The 19,859-nt window shown below is 70.4% G+C and carries 17 protein-coding genes; 10 read left to right on the forward strand and 7 right to left on the reverse strand.

Translation table 11 applies throughout. The annotated features are described in order from the left end of the window. Positions 1-16 precede the first annotated feature (16 nt). The 3 genes from ACQPWW_RS14475 to ACQPWW_RS14485 all read right to left on the reverse strand — a co-directional run bounded on the left by ACQPWW_RS14475 (position 17) and on the right by ACQPWW_RS14485 (position 3,554). Positions 17-1,357 carry an acyltransferase family protein gene (locus ACQPWW_RS14475; RefSeq protein ID WP_433132934.1) on the reverse strand — a complete coding sequence of 447 codons (1,341 nt, stop codon included), beginning with the start codon at positions 1,355-1,357 and terminating at the stop codon, positions 17-19. Continuing rightward, positions 1,354-2,514, reverse strand: coding sequence for an amidohydrolase family protein (locus ACQPWW_RS14480; RefSeq protein ID WP_433132936.1), 1,161 nt, complete (start codon positions 2,512-2,514; stop codon positions 1,354-1,356). Before ACQPWW_RS14480 ends, ACQPWW_RS14475 begins: the two co-directional genes overlap by 4 nt. Positions 2,515-2,606: 92 nt before the next feature. Then, complete coding sequence (locus ACQPWW_RS14485) at positions 2,607-3,554, reverse strand: diacylglycerol/lipid kinase family protein (RefSeq protein ID WP_433132938.1); 948 nt, start codon at positions 3,552-3,554, stop codon at positions 2,607-2,609. Positions 3,555-3,829: 275 nt separating this feature from the next. On the opposite strand from ACQPWW_RS14485, the gene ACQPWW_RS14490 reads away from it, so the two are divergent. Genes ACQPWW_RS14490 through ACQPWW_RS14510 form a run of 5 tightly spaced genes read left to right on the forward strand, consistent with a single transcriptional unit; the run spans position 3,830 to position 8,912 of the window. Next, the gene (locus ACQPWW_RS14490) at positions 3,830-4,807 is read left to right on the forward strand and encodes a 3-oxoacyl-ACP synthase III family protein (RefSeq protein WP_433132940.1); all 978 of its coding nucleotides are present in this window, start codon (positions 3,830-3,832) and stop codon (positions 4,805-4,807) included. Between the two features lie 25 nt (positions 4,808-4,832). Next, on the forward strand, positions 4,833-5,573 hold the full coding sequence (locus ACQPWW_RS14495; protein ID WP_433132942.1) for an SDR family NAD(P)-dependent oxidoreductase: 741 nt from the start codon (positions 4,833-4,835) through the stop codon (positions 5,571-5,573). After that, entirely contained in the window at positions 5,564-6,454 is an 891-nt protein-coding gene (locus ACQPWW_RS14500; protein WP_433132944.1) for a TIGR03621 family F420-dependent LLM class oxidoreductase, read from the forward strand. Before ACQPWW_RS14495 ends, ACQPWW_RS14500 begins: the two co-directional genes overlap by 10 nt. 38 nt (positions 6,455-6,492) lie before the next feature. After that, entirely contained in the window at positions 6,493-8,109 is a 1,617-nt protein-coding gene (locus ACQPWW_RS14505; protein WP_433132946.1) for a DHA2 family efflux MFS transporter permease subunit, read from the forward strand. A gap of 44 nt (positions 8,110-8,153) precedes the next feature. Next, complete coding sequence (locus tag ACQPWW_RS14510; RefSeq protein ID WP_433132948.1) at positions 8,154-8,912, forward strand: lysophospholipid acyltransferase family protein; 759 nt, start codon at positions 8,154-8,156, stop codon at positions 8,910-8,912. Here ACQPWW_RS14510 and ACQPWW_RS14515 read toward each other — a convergent pair. From ACQPWW_RS14515 to ACQPWW_RS14525, 3 genes are all read right to left on the reverse strand, one after another. Further along, positions 8,905-9,603, reverse strand: a complete 699-nt coding sequence (locus ACQPWW_RS14515; protein WP_433132950.1) for a haloacid dehalogenase-like hydrolase — start codon at positions 9,601-9,603, stop codon at positions 8,905-8,907. The genes ACQPWW_RS14510 and ACQPWW_RS14515 overlap by 8 nt on opposite strands. A 218-nt stretch (positions 9,604-9,821) precedes the next feature. Next, entirely contained in the window at positions 9,822-10,460 is a 639-nt protein-coding gene (locus tag ACQPWW_RS14520; protein WP_433132952.1) for a TetR family transcriptional regulator, read from the reverse strand. 43 nt (positions 10,461-10,503) lie between these two features. Continuing rightward, positions 10,504-12,054 (reverse strand): MFS transporter, encoded by a 1,551-nt coding sequence (locus tag ACQPWW_RS14525; protein ID WP_433132954.1) that lies wholly within the window; start codon positions 12,052-12,054, stop codon positions 10,504-10,506. A gap of 336 nt (positions 12,055-12,390) precedes the next feature. Here ACQPWW_RS14525 and ACQPWW_RS14530 point away from each other — a divergent pair, with 336 nt between their 5' ends. The 3 genes from ACQPWW_RS14530 to trpA all read left to right on the forward strand — a co-directional run bounded on the left by ACQPWW_RS14530 (position 12,391) and on the right by trpA (position 15,307). Continuing rightward, positions 12,391-13,188 carry a GntR family transcriptional regulator gene (locus ACQPWW_RS14530; protein ID WP_433132956.1) on the forward strand — a complete coding sequence of 266 codons (798 nt, stop codon included), beginning with the start codon at positions 12,391-12,393 and terminating at the stop codon, positions 13,186-13,188. A gap of 131 nt (positions 13,189-13,319) precedes the next feature. Continuing rightward, positions 13,320-14,522: a tryptophan synthase subunit beta gene (trpB, locus tag ACQPWW_RS14535; RefSeq protein WP_433132958.1), complete on the forward strand. Its 1,203-nt coding sequence runs from the start codon at positions 13,320-13,322 to the stop codon at positions 14,520-14,522. Then, the gene (gene trpA, locus ACQPWW_RS14540; protein WP_433132960.1) at positions 14,519-15,307 is read left to right on the forward strand and encodes a tryptophan synthase subunit alpha; all 789 of its coding nucleotides are present in this window, start codon (positions 14,519-14,521) and stop codon (positions 15,305-15,307) included. The genes trpB and trpA overlap by 4 nt, the downstream gene beginning before the upstream one ends. A gap of 86 nt (positions 15,308-15,393) precedes the next feature. Here the strand turns inward: trpA and ACQPWW_RS14545 are convergent, their stop codons facing one another. Next, positions 15,394-15,888 carry a MarR family winged helix-turn-helix transcriptional regulator gene (locus tag ACQPWW_RS14545; protein WP_433132962.1) on the reverse strand — a complete coding sequence of 165 codons (495 nt, stop codon included), beginning with the start codon at positions 15,886-15,888 and terminating at the stop codon, positions 15,394-15,396. Positions 15,889-15,960: 72 nt separating this feature from the next. On the opposite strand from ACQPWW_RS14545, the gene ACQPWW_RS14550 reads away from it, so the two are divergent. Beyond that, positions 15,961-16,437 (forward strand): cupin domain-containing protein, encoded by a 477-nt coding sequence (locus ACQPWW_RS14550; RefSeq protein ID WP_433132964.1) that lies wholly within the window; start codon positions 15,961-15,963, stop codon positions 16,435-16,437. A gap of 400 nt (positions 16,438-16,837) precedes the next feature. Then, a complete protein-coding gene (locus tag ACQPWW_RS14555) occupies positions 16,838-19,840 on the forward strand; it encodes a glycoside hydrolase family 95 protein (RefSeq protein ID WP_433132966.1) in 3,003 nt (1,000 codons plus the stop codon). The last annotated feature ends 19 nt before the right edge of the window (positions 19,841-19,859 follow it).

Below are 19,859 nucleotides of genomic sequence, written 5' to 3' on the forward strand. Positions count from 1 at the left end.
CCGCCGCCCTCCTCGGTCAGCGCCCGGTGCCCGACGGCTGGGCCGGCACCACGTCGGCCGTCGAGCCCGCGTCGACAAGCGGCTCCGCCAGCACCTCGGGATCGTTGTGTCGCTCCGGGCCGGGCTCGCGGACCGCCTCCTTCACCGACACCGGTCTCGGCCGCAGGAGTCGCGCCGCGGGCAGCTCGACGAAGCGGTAGAGCAGCCACGCGACAGTGGTGCAGAGCGCGAAGAGACAGACGACGATCGCCAGCTCGACCGGCAGCGGCGGGCTCTCCGCCGAGGAACCGATCACCCCGGCCGCCACCAGCAGATCCGTCACCACCGGGCCGAGCGGCAGGAACACCAGCAGGTGCGTGAGGTAGAAGCTGTACGAGATCTCCCCGAACCAGACGATCGGCCTCGCGTGCAGGACCGATCGGCCGCCCTTGGCGTCGGCGGTGGCCAGGGCGGCGAGCAGGATCGCGACCGGGATCAGTAGCGCGCCCACCCGCTGGACGCGCTCGGGGAGCAGCAGCGTCACCGCGAAGGCCGCCGCCAGGATGGCGAGACAGCCCGGCACACCGGGGCCGCGCCAGGTGCCGCGGCGCAGGAGCAGACCCACCGCCACGCCGACAGTGAAGTCCAACGCGCGGTGCAGCGGGAGCACCATGGTGAACCAGTACGCGAAGTCCCCGCCGCTCGGAGCGGTGTTGAAGAACGGTGGCCCGGCGTCCTTCACCAGGAACATGTCGCCCACCAGGAACGGCAGCGTGCAGGCGAGCACTGTGGCCACGACGATGACCCGACGCAGGGCCCGGTCCCCGAGCGGCACCAGCGCGGCGAAGAGCACCGGGAAGATGAGGTAGAAGAACGCCTCCGCGCTCAACGACCACGACACCGGGTTGAGCCCGTAGATGACGCTCTGCTGCGGCACCCAGCCCTGGACCATGAACATGTTCGACAACACGTTCTTCCAACCGGGCGGCATGCCCAGCACCACGAGCACCAGGGCCGCGACGGCGGTGGTGGTCGCGTAGATCGGGTAGATCCGCGACACCCGGCGTCGCCAGAAGACCCGGGCGGTGTCGCCGTCCCGGACGACCCAGGTGAGCACGATGCCACTCATCAGGAAGAAGGCGTTCATGCCGCCGAACGAGACGACGGCGACCCACTCCGGGATGGCGTGGGCCACGAACTCGATCCCGCCGCCTTCGACGGCGACGAGTTGCAGCGCCGTGTAGTGGACCATGAACGCCATGGCGGCGAGGACGCCGCGCAGCGCGGTCAGGGAGTCCAGCCGCACCACCTTCGTGCCACGGGCGGCCTTCGCCATCCCCGCCGCCGCGTTCGGCGCGTCGGTGACGGCGCTGCTCACGGACGGACCTTCGCCATTCGGGAGCCCATCAGCTCCGCGAAGTTGCCGGCGAAGAAGCGGTCCTTGACCTTCTCGTCGAAGCCGGCGAGGAACTTCTCCGCCGCGCCGAGCGGGTCGGTGCCGCCCTCGGTGTGGGGGAAGTCCGTGCCGAACATGAACAGGTCCGGGCCGGCCTGCTCGATGAGCCAGTCCAGGGGCTCGACGAAGAAGGCAGTGAACTTCACCTGCCGCCGGACGAAGTCGGACGGACGCATCGACAACGCCCGCAGGTCGGGCTCGGTCCGGCCGAACGCCAGCTGCGAGATGTCCAACTGCTTCATCCAGGGCGCCACCCACAGGCCGCCCTGCTCGATGCATCCACAGCGCAGCGTCGGGAAACGGTCGAAGACGCCGTCGAGCACGAGCATCGTCAGGAACGTCTGCGGCGGGACGTGCATCCCCAGGTAGTCCTTGGACCGGATGTTCTCGCCACCGCCGAGGAAGTCGGCCGGCGGGGTCCGCCCGTTGTTGCGGTACGCGTCCGGCACCAACGCGCCGCCCGTGCAGACGTGCAGGAAGAACGGCATGTCGGCGTCCTGGAGGGTGGCCCAGAAGCGGTCGTACGCGGGGTGCGCAGGGGAGAACTCCGGCGGTGCGACGGAGGGCAGGATGACCCCGTCGCAGCCCAGCTCGATCGCCGCCTCCAACTCGGCGACGCTGCGCTCCGGGTCGGCGAGGGGCACGAACCCGACGGGCAGCAGCCGCCGGTCCACCGAACACCAGTCGACGATCGCGCGGTTCAGGGCGCGACTGCCCCCGTACATCAGCTCGGGCTGGTCGTAGTACCAGAACTGCTCGCTCGCGACAGTGCTGAAGACCAGCTGCGCCGAGAATCCGAGCAGATCCAGGGCGCGGCTGCGTTCGCCCGCATCGGTGCCGCCGAAGCTCTCCCAGCCCTTCATGGTCATCAGGGTCTGCTCGGCGGACGCGCGACGGTCCTGGTCCTCGTAGCGCTGCCGGATGTCGGTCTCGGCGGTGCGGGCCCGCTGCACCTTGTCCGCACCGAAGGAACGGAGCAGCTCGCGTACCGAGGGCTCGGCGTACTCGGTGAGCCAGCCTTCCCGCTCCATCACGTGGCTGTCGGCGTCGTAGTAGACCCGACCTTCTGCGTACGGCATCCGGCACTCTCCTTCAACTCGAACTCGCGGTGGACGTTAGATCGGATCGGCACCCTTCGGCGTGCGTGCGCAACGCGGCGGCTGCGGCCGTGTTAGCGACCGGTTAGCAGGGGGACCGGCAGCGCGGCCGGTACGGACTGGAACGTCGCCTCCGTCCGCATCCCCAGGAAGTCGCCGTCGACCTGGACGGCGATCGGCCGGATCGAGAGCATCGTCAGTCGCTGCTGGTCCTCGGCGGTCACCACGTCCGGCCCGGACAGCGGCGCCTGGGCGGTCATCATCTGCCGCACCACCCGCATCGTCGCCAGCGTGCCGAGCGACGTCAGGCCGAGTACGTCGAGCCCCCTGTCGAACGAGGCGGTGGGGGCCGGCGCCACGGCCCGCTTCCCGAGGTAGGTCCACGGCGCCGAGTTGCAGACGAACGCCATGAAGATGGCCTCCCCGTGCGCGCCGCCGGCCCCGTCGAAGGTCAGCGCCGGATGCCGGCGGTCGGTGCGCAGGTGCTGCCGCACCAGCAGGGTGAGGTAGGCGGCGGCGGGCATCCGCGGCGGGCGGACGCCGACGCCGAAACGCAGCTGCTCGGCTTCCCGCACGATCTCCGCGTCGAGCCCGAGTGAGCACACGAAGGCGAACCAACGGTCCCCGACGAGGCCGAGGCCCAGCCGCCGCTGCCCACCCGCCGTGACCGCGTCCCGCACCAGGCGGGCCGCCTCGCCGAGCTGGTTGGGGAGGCCGATCGACCGGGCGAAGACATTCGTGCCGCCGGCGGGCAGCGGGGCGAAGACCGGTACGTCGTCGGCGACACCGTCGGCGAGCAGCCCGTTCACCGTCTCGTTCGCCGCTCCGTCGCCGGAGGCGGTGAGCACCACGTCGTACCCTTCGCGGCGCGCCGTACGGGCCAGTTCGGTCGCGTGCCCCCGCCGCGCGGTGTCCACCACGTCGAGCCGCAGTCCGCCGAGGATGCCGGTGAGCTCGTCGCGGGCACCGGGATTCATCCGCGTGGCCCGCGGATTGACGATCAGCAGGCACCGGGGCGGCATGATCGGGTGACCTCCTTCTGCGCCGGCAGGGCAGGTTGCTGGCGAGGCGCCACTGTAGGACCACCGGTGCGTGCTCGGCACGGCGGTGAAGTGAGCCGTTAGCGGGCCGTTGTGACCGCGTCAGCGGGGGGTTTGCCGATGACCGTCGAGGCTCGGGGAGGCCGCTAAAATCCTGCTAAACCCATGCCTTCAGGCGGGTGTTCGCGCCCCGGTCGAGCGGTCCGACCCGTGCAATCATCGGCACCTCTGCCGCTGCGAGACGAAGGACGGGTCGCATGGCGATTGGCATCATCGATATGGGGTCCCACGTCCCTGACCACGTCGTGACGAACGACGACATCTGTGCCTGGAGCGGCGCCACCCACGACTGGATCACCAACCTGACCGGTATCGAGGAGCGCCGGTACGCGGAGCCCGAGCAGACCACCTCCGACCTCGCGGTCCTCGCCGCGGCCCCCCTGGTCGCCGACCCGGCCGTACAGGAACGGCTGGCCTGGCTGTTCCTCAGCACCAACTCGCCGGACCAGCCGTCCCCGGCCACCGCCGCCGTGGTGCAGGCGAAGCTGGGCCTGCCCGCGCTGCCGGCGTTCGACGTCGGCGTGGCCTGCGCCGGGGTGATCTTCCACATGGCCCTCGCGAACGCGTTGATGCGCGACGACGCCGGGCAGGTCGCACTGGCGATCGGCGCCGACAAGGTGTCCTCCATCGTGGACCGCACCGACAAACGCACAGTCGCGCTCTTCGGCGACGGCGCCGCGGCGCTGCTGCTCGGCTCGGTGCCCGACGGCTACGGGATCCGCAGCACCAGTCTGCTCACCGACGGCGCCCGCTGGGAGAACATCGGCATCTACGCGGGCGGCGCCCGGCTGCCGCTGACGCCGGAACGCTACGCCGAGGGTGGCCAGTTCACCCGGATGGACGGGCGGGCGGTCGCGGCGTTCGTCCTGCAGACGCTGCCCAAGGTGATCGATTCGGCGCTGGAGAAGGCCGGCCTGGGCCTGCACGACATCGACCGGTTCGTCTTCCACCAGGCGAACGGGCGTCTCCTGGCCGGGCTCGGCAAGAAACTCGGCATCGACCCGGAGCGGGTGCCGACCACGGTGAGCAGATTTGGCAATTCCGGTGTCGCGTCCCTGCCCGTCACGCTGGTGCAGGCCCATCGGGAACGCCCCTTCCAGCGTGGCGAGAAGCTGCTGCTCGCCGCGGTGGGCGCGGGGATGACCGCCGGCGCCGCCGTCGTCACCTGGTACTGATGGTTCGAGAGGCTGCGGAGATCGGATGCGTCTGAAGGGCAAGAACGCCGTCATCACCGGCGGCAACCGCGGGCTGGGCCGGGCCATCGCCCGGCACTTCCTGGCCGAGGGCGCGACGGTCACCTGCGCCTCCCGCACCGGCAAGGGGTGGGAGGAGTTGCACCGCGACGCCCCCGACCGGTCGTTCCACGTGCCGGTCGAGGTGAGCGATCCGGCGTCGGTCGAGCACCTCGTCACGACCGCCGCGGAGTTGATGGGCAGCATCGACATCCTGGTCGCCAACGCCGCCGTCCGGCACGACGGCCGGATCGAGCGGTTGGCGCCGGAGGCCTGGACGGAGACGCTGACGGTCAGTCTCACCGGGGTCTTCCTCTGCACCCGCGCCGTCATCCCGGTGATGGCCGCCAACGGCGGCGGCTGCATCATCAACATCTCCTCCGGCCTGGCCACCCGGGTGGCCGTCGGTACGGCGGCGTACAGCGCGGCCAAGGCCGGTGTCGAGTCGTTCACCCGGACCAGCGCCATCGAGCTCGGCCCGAAGGGCATCAAGGTCAACTGCATCTCGCCGGGGCTGATCGACAGCGGCATGAGCGAGGCCCTGCGGCCGAACGTCGCGCTCTGGGAGATGTACACGAAACGCATCGCCATGGGCCGCGCCGGCCACGAGGACGAGGTCGCCAGCACGGCGGTCTTCCTCGCCTCGGACGAGAGCTCGTACGTCAACGGACATGTGCTCGAAGTGAATGGAGGACTGTTATGGGCGTGAGGCCCTTCCGGTTCGGGGTGAGCCTGCACCACAACTGCGGCGCCGAGGAGTGGGCGAAGAAGTGTCGCCGGGCGGAGGAGTTGGGCTACGACGTCATCCTCATCCCCGACCACCTGCACATGCCCGCGCCGTTCCCGTCCATCGTCGCGGCGGCGTCGGCGACCGAGCGAGTGATGTTCGGAACGTTCGTCCTGAACGCCGCATTCTGGAACCCGCGCCTGTTGGAGCGGGAGATCGCCACCACGCACCGGCTCACCGGGGGCCGTCTGGAGGTCGGCGTCGGCACCGGCTACGCGAAGGCCGAGTTCGACGAGGCGGAGATCCCCTTCGAGTCACCCGGTCGGCGGGTGCGCCAGCTCGACACAGTGGTCCAGCGACTGACGGCGTCGTTCGCCGACCCGGCACAGTGGTCGGACTGCACCTCGGCGCCTCGACTGATGATCGGTGGCAGCGGCGACAAGGTGCTCGGCATCGCCGCCCGCCACGCCGACATCGTCGGCCTCAGCCCGGTGGTCCGGGTCGACACCCCGGAGAAGTGGCGGGCGCTCCCCGCCGAGACGGTTGAGGAACGCGCCCGGTACCTGCGGACGCAGGCCGGTGACCGCTACGACGACATCGAGGTCAACCTCATGATCCCCGCAGTGGTGCTGGCCGACGACCGGCAGGCGGCCGCCGCCTTCGCCCAGCAGACCCGGACGCCGTACCTCACCCTGGAGCAGGTCCTGGACGCTCCGGCGGGTCTGATCGGCACGCCGGAGGAGATCGCCGACCAACTCGTCCAGCGCCGGGAGCGGTACGGCGTCTCGTACATCACCGTCCACGAGGAGTTCATGGAGCCGCTCGCCGCGGCCATGGCCGTCCTGGAGGGCCGACCCAGTTGACCCCGCTTCGCGGGAATCCCCGCTACATCCTCCTGGCGGTGTCGCTCGCGTCGTTCATGACCTCGCTCGACATGACGATCATCAACATCGCCATGCCGAGCGTGGTCCGCGACCTCGACGCCTCGTTGACCACAGTGGCGTGGGTGGCCAACGCGTACCTCATCGTGGTGGCCGTGCTGGTCATCGTGACCGGCCGGCTGGGCGACCTGTACGGCCCCCGCCGGCTGTTCGTCATGGGTTCGGTGCTGTTCACCCTCGCCTCGGCGGCGTGCGGGCTCGCGCAGAGCGAGGGTCAGCTCATCGCCGCCCGGGCGCTCCAGGGCCTCGGCGCCGCCCTGATGTACCCGCAGTCGATGTCGATCATCGTGGCCACGTTCCCGCCGCAGCGTCGCGGCGGGGCGCTGGGCCTGTGGACGGCGGTCTCGGCGCTGGCCTCGATCCTCGGGCCGGTGATCGGAGGCGCCCTCACCAGCATTCTGAGCTGGCGGTACGTCTTCTTCCTCAACCTCCCGGTGGGGTTGATCATGATCGTGCTCTGCCTGGCGGCCGTGCCGCCGCTGGAACGCGGCCGGCGACAACCGCTGCACCTGCTGGCCGTCGTCCTCAGCACTGCCGCACTTGTCTGCCTCACCTTCGGGCTGGTGGAGGGCGACCGGTTCGGGTGGGGGGTGATCTGGGGGCCGCTGAGCATCCCACTGCTACTGGTGCTGAGCGTCGTCCTGGCGGCGGCGTTCGTCGTGTTGCAGAAGCGGCGTCAGGACCGCACCCCGTTGGTGCCGTTCGAGCTGTTCGAGCTGACCAACTTCCGGCTCATGATCATCGTGACCACGATCCTGTCGATCGGCATCGTCGGGACCTCCGTACCGTTGTCGCTGTACGTGCAGGCCGCCCTGGGCTACAGCCCGATCAAGGTCGGGCTCGTCATGACGCCGATGTTCCTCAGCATGGCGTTCGTCGCCCCCTTCGCCGGCCGGCTCAGTGACCGGCTCAGCGCCCGGTACGTGCTGATGACCGGGCTCAGCCTCTACGCCGTCGGAATGGCACTTGTGGTCTGGGTCGCGAACGACGCGACGCCCTGGCAGCACTTCGTTCCCGGCCTCGTCGTGGCCGGTGTCGGCGCTGGCTGCACGTTCGCCCCGATGAACTCCATCGCGATGCACGACGTGCAACCACCGCAGGCGGGGGCCGCGGCCGCGCTGATGATGACCGCCCGCCAGCTCGCCTCGGTCTTCGCCGCCGCCGTGCCCATCGCCCTGCTCCAGGGTCAGCTCGTACGGCGGATGCCGGAGGAGGCTGGCGCGCTGGCACCGACCCTGCCGGCCGGTGTCGGCGAACCGTTCGTGGCGGCCTTCCGCCAGGTGTCGGCGGCCGGCCCGGACGAGACGGTGGGGGAGGTGGTGGACGCGGTGCGGCGCAGCGGAGCGTCACCGGAGGCCGTTGACGCCGCCGGCCGAGCGGCGCACGCCGTCTACACCCACAGCTTCGTGACGGCGCTACGGCCGACGTTGCTGGTGCCGATCGCGTTGCTTCTCGTCGGCGTCGTGTTCGCGGCCCGGGTGGTGCCCACCGGGCGAAGGGCGTCCGGCACACCGGACGCTGTCGATCGCTCGGGTGCCGCTGAAGAGTCCGACGCGCTGCCACGGCCGGTAAGCTGATCAATGTTGTCGGGTCGACGCGGCGGGTGTGATCGGAGGCGGGAATGATCTACTGGGCACTCAAGTACACGGTCGGCTCGGCCGTGAAGGTGGTCTACCGGCCCGAGGTGGTGGGCCGCGAGAACCTGCCGGAGACCGGTCCTGCCCTGTTGGTCGGCAATCACCCCTCCTTCTCGGATTCGGTGTTCCTCTCGGCGGTCATGCGCCGCAAGGTCGTCTACATCGCGAAACTCGAATACTTCATCGGCACCGGGCTCAAGGGCCGGCTGCGGCGAATGGTGATCAGTGGGATGGGAAACATCCCGGTCGACCGCGCCGGTGGACGCAAGGCCGCCTCGTCGCTCGGGACCGCCCAGGAAGTGCTGGAGCAGGGCGGCCTGGTCTGCATGTACCCGGAGGGCACACGGCCACCGGACAACCGGCTCTACCGGGGCAAGACCGGGGCGGCCCGCATCGCGCTCGCCACCGGTGTGCCGGTCATCCCGGTCGCCATGCTCAACACCTACGAGATCCAGCCGCCGGGAAAGCTGATCCCGAAGGTCATGAAGGCCAGGATGGCCGTCGGTACGCCCATCGACCTGACGCCATATCGGGACCTCTCGGCAAGCGTCGCCTCGCGGGCTCTGACCGACGAGATCATGCGACGGCTCCAGGCTCTGTCCGGTCAGGACTACGTGCACATGTACGCGCAGGCCGCCAGGCAGGAGTTCGACCGCGGCGTGCGACCGCCGGCCTGCCCGGAGGGCCCCCCGGCGTCGGGGGTCGGCGTCACGACGTCGACGGGTGACGCCGCGGTCAACTGACCGGGCCCGACGCCCTGTCCTCGTGGGGGAGGTGACCACCGGTCCAGGTCACTGTGGTCAACCGTGCCCCGAGCAGTCGCCGCGCGCGGGCCACCTGACGGGCGCTCGCGTTGACCAGCACCGCGCGTTCCGCGCCGGCCAGGACGGGCAGGTCGGACAGCGAGTCGCTGTACGCCACCCGCCAGGGCGGCGTCACCCCCTGGGCGGCCAGCTCCACGACCTTTGTCGCCCCGTAGTTGTGCACGATCAGCTTCGGCCCGCGAATGTGTGAGGCGACCAGCTCGACGTCGGCGAGGCCGATCGCGTCGAGCACCGCGCGCGCCAGGGTGTGCTCGCAGCCGGTGACCACGACGACCCGGTCGCCCGCGTCGAGGTGGGCACGGATCATCCGCAGACCGGGCGCGATGATCCGCTCCGGCTCGTCGCCGAGGTCCGCGCCGAAACGCCCAAGTTCGGCTCGCAGCTGCTCGGCGCTGCGGCCCAACAACCCGATCCGACTCATCCACCACGCCGCCCGCGGGCGGTAGGCGGGAAGGGCGACCATGGGCGCGAGGAGAACGGCGAGGATGACGGCGAGCGGCAGCCGAGCGCCCGCGAAGACAATGCGTCGCATGAAGAGCCCGAATGCGTCGCCGCGCAGGAGTACGCCGTCGAAATCGAAGATGACAGTGTCGGCGGAGGGCGCCCTCATCGGTCTATCGGCTCCGGGGCCACAGGTCGGTCGACATGCGCCGAGTCTACTGGAGCGCGTTTACGACAAACGGCTGGATCGCTTTCCGCTCGCTGAAGCGACAGTTTCCTTCCCCTCCCGCGCCGCCGGCGGTCGCGACGTGTCGCGGGACGAGGACGGCCGACACGGTCGTGGTCGCGCGGGGTACGGTCTCCGAGCCGGGGAGGCTGCCGCCCGGCTCAGTCCGAGGATCTGCCGGCCGCCCGGCCCGAGGTCAGCTCCGTCCGCAACACGTCGAACGCGTCGTTGATCAGCTGACGCAGGTCGCCGTCGCCGTCGCTCTCCGCCCAGTACCGGATGGCCTCGGTGGTGGCCGCCAGCGCCGCCGCCACCAGGACCCGCAGGCGAAGCTTGTCTCCGGGATCGCTGCCGCTGGCCGTCAGGGCCTGGAGGAGGAGTTGCTGGTCGGCGTCGCGGCGTTGGCCGGTGCCGGCCCGCAGCGCGGGCGTCCGGTGAACCAGCCTCAGGCGCGACAGCAGCACCTCGCGGTCGCTGTCGTACAGGTGGGTGAGACCGTTCGTGAGGGCGTGTCGAATCTTGTCGACAGCGGGCTCGTCGGCGGGCCGCTCGGCGATCAGGTCGGCGATCATCGGGTCGTAGTCGTCCTGGAGCGCCGCGTCTTCCTTCGTGGGGAAATAGCGGAAGAACGTCATGTGGGATACGCCGGCGGCGGCGGCGATCTCCTCGACCGTCGTCGCGTCGAAACCCTTTTCCAGAAACAGTCGGATGGCATTCGTTTGAAGAAGGGCGCGGGTGCGTTCCCTTTTTTCCCGACGCCAGTCGGAGCCCGAGGCTCGGGAGAGGTCGGCTCTGCTCACAGTGGGTTCCATCTGCGCGGAGGCATCTGACTACGGTGGCAGCCTAGCCCTTGCTCGGCGCGGCAGTGGTCACCCCGGTGTCGTCGGCGGCCACCGCCGCGGGCGAGTCGCCGCTCGGCAGGAACGCCAGGCACAGCACGGCACCCGCCACGGCGAGGCCGAAGCAGCACCACATGACAGTCGACATCCCGTCGACGTACGCCTGGTGTGCGGTCCGCAGCAGCCCGGCGCCGGACGGTCCCAGGGTCTCGGCGACAGCGGCCGCGCCGAACACCGATTCCCGCACCGTGTCGGCGGCGGCGGCCGGCAGCCCGCCGAGCGCCGGATCGAGGTCTCTCCGGTAGACGCCGGACAGCACACTGCCCATCGCGGCCACCGCCACGGCGCTGCCGACCTGGCGCAGCGTGTTGACCACCGCCGAGCCGCTGCCCGCGTCGCCGTCGCCCACCGCGCTTACCGCCGCCGCCAACGAGGTGGCCATCACCGCGCCGACGCCGAACCCGCAGCCGGCCAGGCCGACCGCCAGCCAGACGTACGCGGTTCCCTGGTCGACCCGGGCGAGCAGGAGCAGCCCGGCGCCCAGCACCACCAGGCCGGTGAGCACGATGCCCTTTCCGCCGACAGTGCGGTCCAGGCTGGTGGCCAGGGCGCCGGCCACCAGCAGACCGGCCATCATCGGGATGATCCGTAGGCCGGTGCCGAGCGAGTCGAAGCCTCGCACCGCCTGAAGATAGAGCGGCACGACGAAGATCACTCCGGCGAGCGCGAACGCGACGATCATGATGGCGACCGTGTTCCAGGCGAACCGCGGCGTCCGGAAGAGCGGTAGCGCCATCAGCGGGTGCGCGACCCGGCGCTCCCAGGCCACGAACCCCGCGCCCGCGACCACCGCAGTGCTCAGCAGGGCGACGGTCAGGGCGTCCGACCAGCCCGACTCGGGGCCCCGGATGACGCCGTAGACAAGCGTGACAGTGGCGACGACGGCGAGGATGCCGCCCACGACGTCCAGCGGGCGTCGCGTGTCGCCGCGCGACTCGTCGATCAGCAGCAGGCCGGCCACGAAGGCGACCGCCAGGACCGGCACGTTGATCCAGAAGACCGAAGACCACGAGTAGCGCTGGAGCAGAGCGCCGCCGACGATCGGTCCGAACGGCATCCCCGCGCCGACCGCGGCGGTGAAGACCGCCATCGCCCGGGTCCGCTCACGCCCGGAGAAGGTCGTGATGACCAGCGCCGGGGTCAGCGGGAGGATGATCGCGGATCCGACACCCAGCACGGCGCGGGCCGCGATCAGCTGGCCCGCCGTCTCCGACAGCGCGGCCGCGACCGAGGCGAGGAAGAACAGGCCGAGCCCAACCAGCATGATCCTCTTGCGTCCGACGCGGTCGGCGATCGCACCGAAGGGCAGCATCGCGCCGGCGATCGCCAGCGAATAGGCGTCCACGATCCACTGCAGGTCCGCGGTGCCGGCGTGCAACGAGCTCGAGATGCTCGGGAGCGCCACGTTCAGGACCGTGAAGTCGAGACTCAGCACCAGCACGGCCAGGCAGACAGCGACAAGCATCCACCAGCGACGGTCAATGTGTACGAGCATTCCGCGACCCCTAAAGTTAGTGACTAACATGTTAGAGGCTAACTTAATGGCAGCGGCCGCGACAACCTCCGGGCCATCTCCGCGGAGCGGATTTGAACTTACGCCCGTTAACTTAGCCGCTCGCCTAACGGCTGTAAAGTTATGGGACCGCCCCGCCGGCACGTCGCCGGCAGCGGCACGGCTGATTCGCACCCGGCAGGCCGCCCGCGCGGCGAGACCCGTGCCTAGGCCGGAGCGGACGTCGGCCATACGCTGGCACCCGGAAGAAGGACGCGGGCGCTCCGCACTCGTCAGGCGGCGTGGCCCGCTCCGTTGCGACTCAGGGCTGGGTACTGCATGCGCGTCATTCCGGGTAGGACTCCGAAGTACATGGTCATCCGCGACGATCTGATCAGGCGGATCGGCAGCGGCGAGTTCGCTCCCGGCGACGCCCTGCCCGGCCAGCGACACCTGAGCGAGGAGTACGGCGTCAGCCTCATGACGCTGCGGCAGGCGCTGGACGAGCTCTGTGGCCGGGGCGTGGTGGAGCAGCTTCCCGGCAAGGGCACCTACGTCCGGACGAAGCCGGTCCCGTACTCGATGGGCAATCTGCGTAGCCTCGCCGACGACCTGCGCGCGCACGGCATCGAGGTGCTGACCCGGGTGCTCGGCCACGGGATCGTCGCGGCGCCCGACGACATCGCCGCCCGGTTGGGGATCTCCGCGGGCGCCGAGGTGTTCCGGCTGGAGCGGGTCCGGGTCGTCCGGGGCGCTCCGCTGATCCACCAGCTGTCCTACCTTCCGCAGCCGTTGGGTGGCCTACTCAAGGGCGTCGACTTCGAGAAGAACGAGCTGTACGCCGTACTCGCCGAGCGGGCGGGCGCGGTGGCCGCGCAGGCCGAGGAGACGATCTCGCCGGTGCTCATGCCCGAGCGCGTCGGCGACCTGCTCGGACTGCCCGCCGGCGAACCGGCGATGCGGAGCGAGCGGGTCACCCGCGACGCCGACCGGCGCGCGCTGGTTGTCGACGTCGCCATCCTCGCGGGGAGCAGCGTCGTGATCAGGAATGTCCGCGAGGTCGGCGGCCATCAGGTCAGCTACGCGGTTGGCGACGACGCCGGGCGGTCCGGGGTCACCAGCCCGCGACAGGGCTGACGGGAGGGGTGGCGGTCCCCGCCACACGCCCACCGAGACTGTTCTAGAACTATCTCGCGACAGATCTAGAACGTTGACGGGCAGCTCTGCTATAAAGACCTCAACGTTCTAGAACTGTGAGGGGATGTGTCGTGGATCAGCTCCTACGCTCCGCCCGCCCAGCCGCCCCGGTCGACCCCCGCCGGCCCTCGGGCCTCGGCAGGTTCGGTGACTACGGCGGACGCTTCGTTCCGGAGTCGCTCGTTCCGGCCTGCATCGAGGTCGAGCAGGCTTTCACCGAGGCCTGGGCGGACCCGTTGTTCCGGGGCGAACTGAACCACCTGCTCGCTGTCTACGTCGGCCGGCCGACGCCGCTGACCCCCGCGACGCGACTCTCCACGGAACTGGGCGTCAACCTGTCGCTCAAGCGGGAGGACCTCACCCACACCGGGTCCCACAAGATCAACAATGTGCTGGGCCAGGCGTTGCTGGCCCGGCGGATGGGCAAACGGCGACTGATCGCCGAGACCGGCGCGGGCCAGCACGGCGTGGCCACCGCCACCGCCGGTGCCCTGCTCGGCATGCCGACCACCGTCGTGATGGGCGCGAAGGACATCGAACGGCAGCAGCTCAACGTCTTCCGGATGAAGATGCTGGGCGCCGAGGTGGTGCCGGTGACCGCTGGCAGCCGCACCCTCAAGGACGCCTGCAGCGAGGCTCTGCGGCACTGGGTCACCTCCGTCGAGGACACCTACTACTGCCTCGGCTCGGTGATGGGCCCACACCCGTACCCCTGGATGGTCCGCCAGTTCCAGCGGGTGATCGGTGACGAGGCCCGCGCGCAGTGCGCGGCCGACCTCGTCACCGGCACCCCCGACTACGTCGTGGCCTGCGTCGGCGGTGGGTCCAACGCGGCCGGCACGTTCGCCGGCTTCATCGACACGCCGGCCCGGCTGATCGGTGTCGAGGCGGCCGGTGGCGCCGCGATCAGCGCCGGCGCTCCCGGCGTGCTGCACGGCTTCCGCTCCCTGGTGCTCCAGGACCAGCACGGGCAGATCAGCGAGGCCCACTCGATCGCCCCCGGTCTGGACTACCCCGGCGTGGGGCCGGAACACGCGTACCTGGCGGAGTCGGGCCGGGCCACCTACGTGACAGTGGACGACGACGAGGTGCTCGCGGCCACCCACCGACTGGCCCGCACGGAGGGCATCCTCTGCGCGCTGGAATCGGCCCACGCGGTCGCCTGGGTGATCCGGGCCGCCGGTGACGGCACCATCCCGCCGGGTGCGACGGTGCTGCTCACGCTCTCCGGCCGGGGCGACAAGGACATGGCGACCCTGATGGAGCTGTCGTGAACGCACTGGAGACCCGGGCCCGCGCCGCCAAGGCGGCCGGCCGCAAGCTGCTCGTGCCGTACGTGACCGGCGGGGTCACAGGGAACTGGACCGACCTGTTGCGGGCCGCCGTCGACGCGGGCGCCGACGCCATCGAGATCGGCCTCCCGTTCTCCGATCCCATCCTGGACGGACCGGTCGTTCAGGAGTCGTCGCACCGCGCTCTGCTCCGGGGCGTCACCACCCGGCGGATCCTCGACGAGGTCACCCGGCTCGCACCGCCCGTGCCGTTGATCGCGTTCAGCTACGCCAACCTGGTCCTGCACGGCGGAGCCGACCGGTTCTGCGCCGCGCTCGCCGATGCCGGGGTGGACGGTCTGATCGTGCCGGACCTGCCGGTCGACGAGATGGAGCCGGTCTCCACCGCGGCGGCGGGCCGATTGCTCGACCTCGTGTTGCTCGCCTCCCCGGCGACCGCGCCGCGGCGCCGCATCGAGATCGCCACGCGCAGCCGGGGCTTCGTCTACGCGGTCAGTGTCATGGCGACCACCGGCGAGCAGTCGACGTTGGGCGAGGCCGGCGAGCAGTTGGTGACGTCGCTGCGGCAGGCAACGGATCTGCCAGTGGTTCTCGGCTTCGGGATCTCCGGCCCGGAGCAGGCGGCCGAGGCCGGTGGGTACGCCGACGGCGTCGTGGTGGGCTCGGCGCTGATGCGTCGCGTGCTCGACGGTGCCTCGGCGGTGGAGCTCGGTGACTTCCTGACCCAGCTCCGGACGGCGCTGGACGCGCCGCGTCTGGTCGGCTGACCGCTCAGGCGGTGTGCTCGGCGGCCAGTTGCCCGTCGACGTAGGCCCTGATCCGCTGCGGCCAAAAGCCGCGTCGCCGCGCCACGTCAGCGCTCGACGGCGCGGGCGAGTTCACGCAGCAGCTCGGCCAGTCGGCGGGCGTCGGCGGGGTCGAGCTTTTCCAGCGCCTCGCGCTGCACAGCGAGCCCAGCCCCGACGGCCTCGTCGACCAGGTCGCGGCCGCTGGGGCTGAGCTGCGCGCGTAGTGAGCGGCGGTCGCTGGGATCGGGGGTACGCGTGATGAGCCCGGCCTTCTCCAGTTTGTCCAGCCGCCCGGTCATGCCACCCGTGGTGAGCATGAGGGTGTCGGAGAGCTGCTTGGGGGAGAGGTTGAACGGTTCGCCGCTGCGGCGCAGCGTGGCCAGCACGTCGAACTCGCCGCGCCCGATGCCGAGGCGCTGGTAGGCCCGCTCGGTCCGCTCGCCGATGGCGGCGGCGACGCGGTAGACGCGGCCGAAGACCTCCATCGGCAGCAGGTCGTCGAGGTCGGGACGCTCATCGCGCCACTGGCCGATGATCGCGTCGACGGCGTCGTGGGTCATGCCCAGCATGATAGCTTGACGGAAACTAGCTTAGTAGTAACTTAGTGCCAAGCTATTTGTGGAGGAGTCGTCATGACCTACACGGCAGAGTCGGGCGCGGTCAGCGCCGCGTACCATCCGGAGGGCGCACAGGAGCGAGCGGTGATGAGGTCCGGCACTGTCGGTCGGTTCGTCGCCCCGGGCAGCGCCACCCAGGGGCGCTTCGGCCTCTACGAGTGGCGGATGCCGGCCCGCGCCGGCGGGGCCGACGCACACTTCCACCGGACCTTCTCCGAGTCGTTCTATGTGGTGTCCGGGACGGTGCGCCTGTACGGCGGGTCGGGTTGGATCGACGGGCGTCCCGGCGACTTCCTGCACGTGCCCGAGGGGGGCGTGCACGGCTTCCGCAACGACAGCGACGCCGAGGCGGTGATGCTGATCCTCTTCGCCCCGGGCATCGCCCGGGAAACGTACTTCCGCGAGCTTGCCGAGATCGCCGCGACCGGCCGGACGCTGTCCGAAGAGGAGTGGACCGACCTGTTCGCCCGCCACGACCAGTACCGCGCCTGAAACCCGCGCCCGGCGCGCCTGTGCACCGGCGGGTCAGCTCTCGCCGGGTGGCCGGCCGCATGTGCTCGCCGCCGTACATCTGATGTATGTGTCGCCGGAGCGGCATCCGCCGGCATCCTCCCGGCGCCCGGCTCCGCCGGACCGCGCCGGCCCACCGCCGACTTCCCGGCGATGATCCTTGGCCGCAGGGCCTCGTGGTGCGGATTGTACCCGTCAATCGATCGTTGCCTATTGCGTGGCGCCGGAGTAACCTTCGCGAAACACATCAGATGTCTGGCTGACTCGGGCCCGGCACTGACCTGCTCCACAAGGTCCTGGTCGGCCCGAGAAGCGGACCCATCTCGGTTACCACAGTTGTCACGCATCGGGGTGGCCGGATCGGTCACCGTTTGGAGGATCGATGTCAGACCTGACCCGCCGCCAAGCCCTCAAGATCGGCGCAGCCGGTGCGGGTGGTGCCCTCCTGCCTCTGCCCTGGACGGCGGTGGCCCAAGCGGACTCGGTGGCGCCGCCGCAGGTGCTGGCCGCCAATGACCTCGCGCTCTGGTACGACGAGTCCGCCGGCACCGACTGGCTCAGGGCGTTGCCGATCGGCAACGGCCGACTCGGCGCCATGGTCTTCGGCAACGTCGACACGGAACGACTTCAGCTCAACGAGGACACCGTCTGGGCCGGCGGACCGCACGACCCCAGCAACACCCGAGGCGCGGCGGCGCTGGCGGAGATCCGGCGGCTGGTCAACGCGAACCAGTGGACCCAGGCCCAGGATCTGATCAACCAGACGATGATGGGCAACCCCGGCGGCCAACTGGCCTACCAGACCGTCGGCAACCTCCGGCTCGCCTTCGGGTCCGCCAGCGGAGCGTCGCAGTACAACCGGACGCTGGACCTCACCACCGCCACCGCCACGACGACGTACGTGCTGAACGGCATCCGATACCAGCGGGAGGTGTTCTCCAGCGCACCGGACCAGGTCATCGCGATCCGGCTGACCGCCGACCGGACCGCCTCGATCAGCTTCACCGCCACCTTCGACAGCCCGCAACGCACGACGGTGTCCAGCCCGGACGGCAGCACGATCGGCCTCGACGGCATCTCCGGAAACATGGAGGGCATCACCGGCCAGGTCCGCTTCCTCGCGCTGGCCAACGCGACAGTCAGCGGCGGCAGTGTGTCCAGCTCCGGCGGCACCCTGCGGGTGACCGGCGCCACCAGCGTCACCCTGCTGGTCTCCATCGGCACCAGCTACGTCAACTACCGCAACGTCGGCGGCGACTACCAGGGCATCGCCCGGCAGCGCCTCACCGCCGCGCGGGCCAGCAGCTACGACCAGTTGCGCAGCCGGCACGTGGCCGACTACCAGGCGCTGTTCGGGCGGGTGACCCTCGACCTGGGCCGCACCTCCGCCGCCGACCAGACGACGGATGTCCGGATCGCCCAGCACAACAGCGTCAACGACCCGCAGTTCTCGGCGCTGCTGTTCCAGTTCGGCAGGTACCTGCTGATCTCGTCCTCGCGGCCCGGCACCCAGCCGGCCAACCTCCAGGGCATCTGGAACGACTCGCTGACCCCGTCCTGGGACTCGAAATACACAATCAACGCCAACCTGCCGATGAACTACTGGCCGGCCAACACCACAAACCTGGCCGAGTGCCACAACCCGGTCTTCGACCTGGTGAGGGACCTCTCCGTCGCCGGAGCGCGGACCGCCCAGGTGCAGTACGGCTCCGCCAGTGGCTGGGTCACCCACCACAACACCGACGCGTGGCGGGCCACCGCGGTGGTGGACGGCGCGTTCTGGGGCATGTGGCAGACCGGCGGCGCCTGGCTGTCCACGTTGATCTGGGACCACTACCTGTTCAACGGCGACATCGAGTTCCTGCGGACGAACTACCCGGCCATGAAGGGCGCGGCGCAGTTCTTCCTCAACACCCTGGTCACCGAGCCGACCCTCGGGTACCTGGTGACCAACCCGTCGAACTCGCCGGAGCTCAGCCACCACGCGAACGCCAGCGTGTGCGCCGGTCCCACGATGGACAACCAGATCCTGCGGGACCTGTTCGACGCCTGCGCCCGCGCCAGCGAGATCCTCGACGTGGACAGCACCTTCCGGGCCCAGGTTCGCGCCACCCGGGACCGGCTCCCTCCGATGAAGGTCGGCTCGCGCGGCAACATCATGGAGTGGCTCTACGACTGGGTGGAGACGGAGCCGAACCACCGGCACATCTCGCACCTGTACGGTCTGGCCCCCAGCAACCAGATCACCAAGCGCGGCACCCCGCAGCTGTTCGAGGCGGCCCGGCGGACCCTGGCGTTGCGCGGTGACGACGGCACGGGCTGGTCGCTGGCGTGGAAAATCAACTTCTGGGCTCGGATGGAGGAGGGCAAGCGCGCCCACGACCTGATCCGCTACCTCGCCACCACCGCACGGCTCGCGCCCAACATGTTCGACCTGCACCCGCCGTTCCAGATCGACGGCAACTTCGGCGCCACCGCCGGCATCGCCGAGATGCTGTTGCAGAGCCACGCCGGCGAACTGCACATCCTGCCCGCACTGCCGCCGGCCTGGCCGAGCGGGCGGGTGACCGGCCTGCGGGGCCGCGGCGGGCACACGGTCAGCGTCACGTGGAGCAACGGGCTGGCCAGCGAGCTGCTCCTGCGCCCGGATCGCGCCGGCACCGTCCGCCTGCGCGGCCGGCTCCTCACCGGCACCGTCACGATGGTCGACACCGCCGACGGTACGGCCGCGCGGACCACCCGGATCGAGACCGACCTCATCGAGGCCACCGTCCAGGCCGGACGCACCTACCGGGTCACCAGTTCGGGGGGCACCACAAGCCCCACGCTGGAGCAGAGCTTCAGCAACGTCGGCATCACCAGTGACAGCAACACCAACGTCGGCAACTTCGACGGTGGCGGGGCCTCGCTCTCCGCGCAGGCCCTGGCGCAGGCCGGCGCCAGCCCGGGCGGCACGGTGAGCCGCAACGGGGTCAACTTCCGCTGGCCCAACGTCAGCTCCGGGGCCGCCGACAACGCCATCGCCTCGGGCCAGACCATCAGCGTGACCGGCACGGGCAGCACGCTCGGCTTCCTCCTGACCGGCACCTACGGCGCCCCGTCGGGAACCGGCACCGTGGTCTACGCCGACGGCACCCGCCAGACGTTCACGCTGAGCACACCCGACTGGTACGGCGGGCCGAGCTCCGCGGGCACCGCCGCGATCGTGTCCGCGTACCAGAACCGGCCCAACAACCAGCGGCAGAACACGGCCGCCTGCATCTACTACGTGGGTGTCGCGTTGCAGAGCAAGGCGGTCGCCCAGGTCGTGCTGCCCAACATCAGCGCCCGGCCGGCGACCAACGTCGTGACAATGCACATCTTCGCCATCGCCATCGGGGGCTGACCGCTTCGGTCCCCGCACC

This window comes from Micromonospora sp. CA-240977, from assembly GCF_050942285.1.
Taxonomy (GTDB): domain Bacteria; phylum Actinomycetota; class Actinomycetes; order Mycobacteriales; family Micromonosporaceae; genus Micromonospora.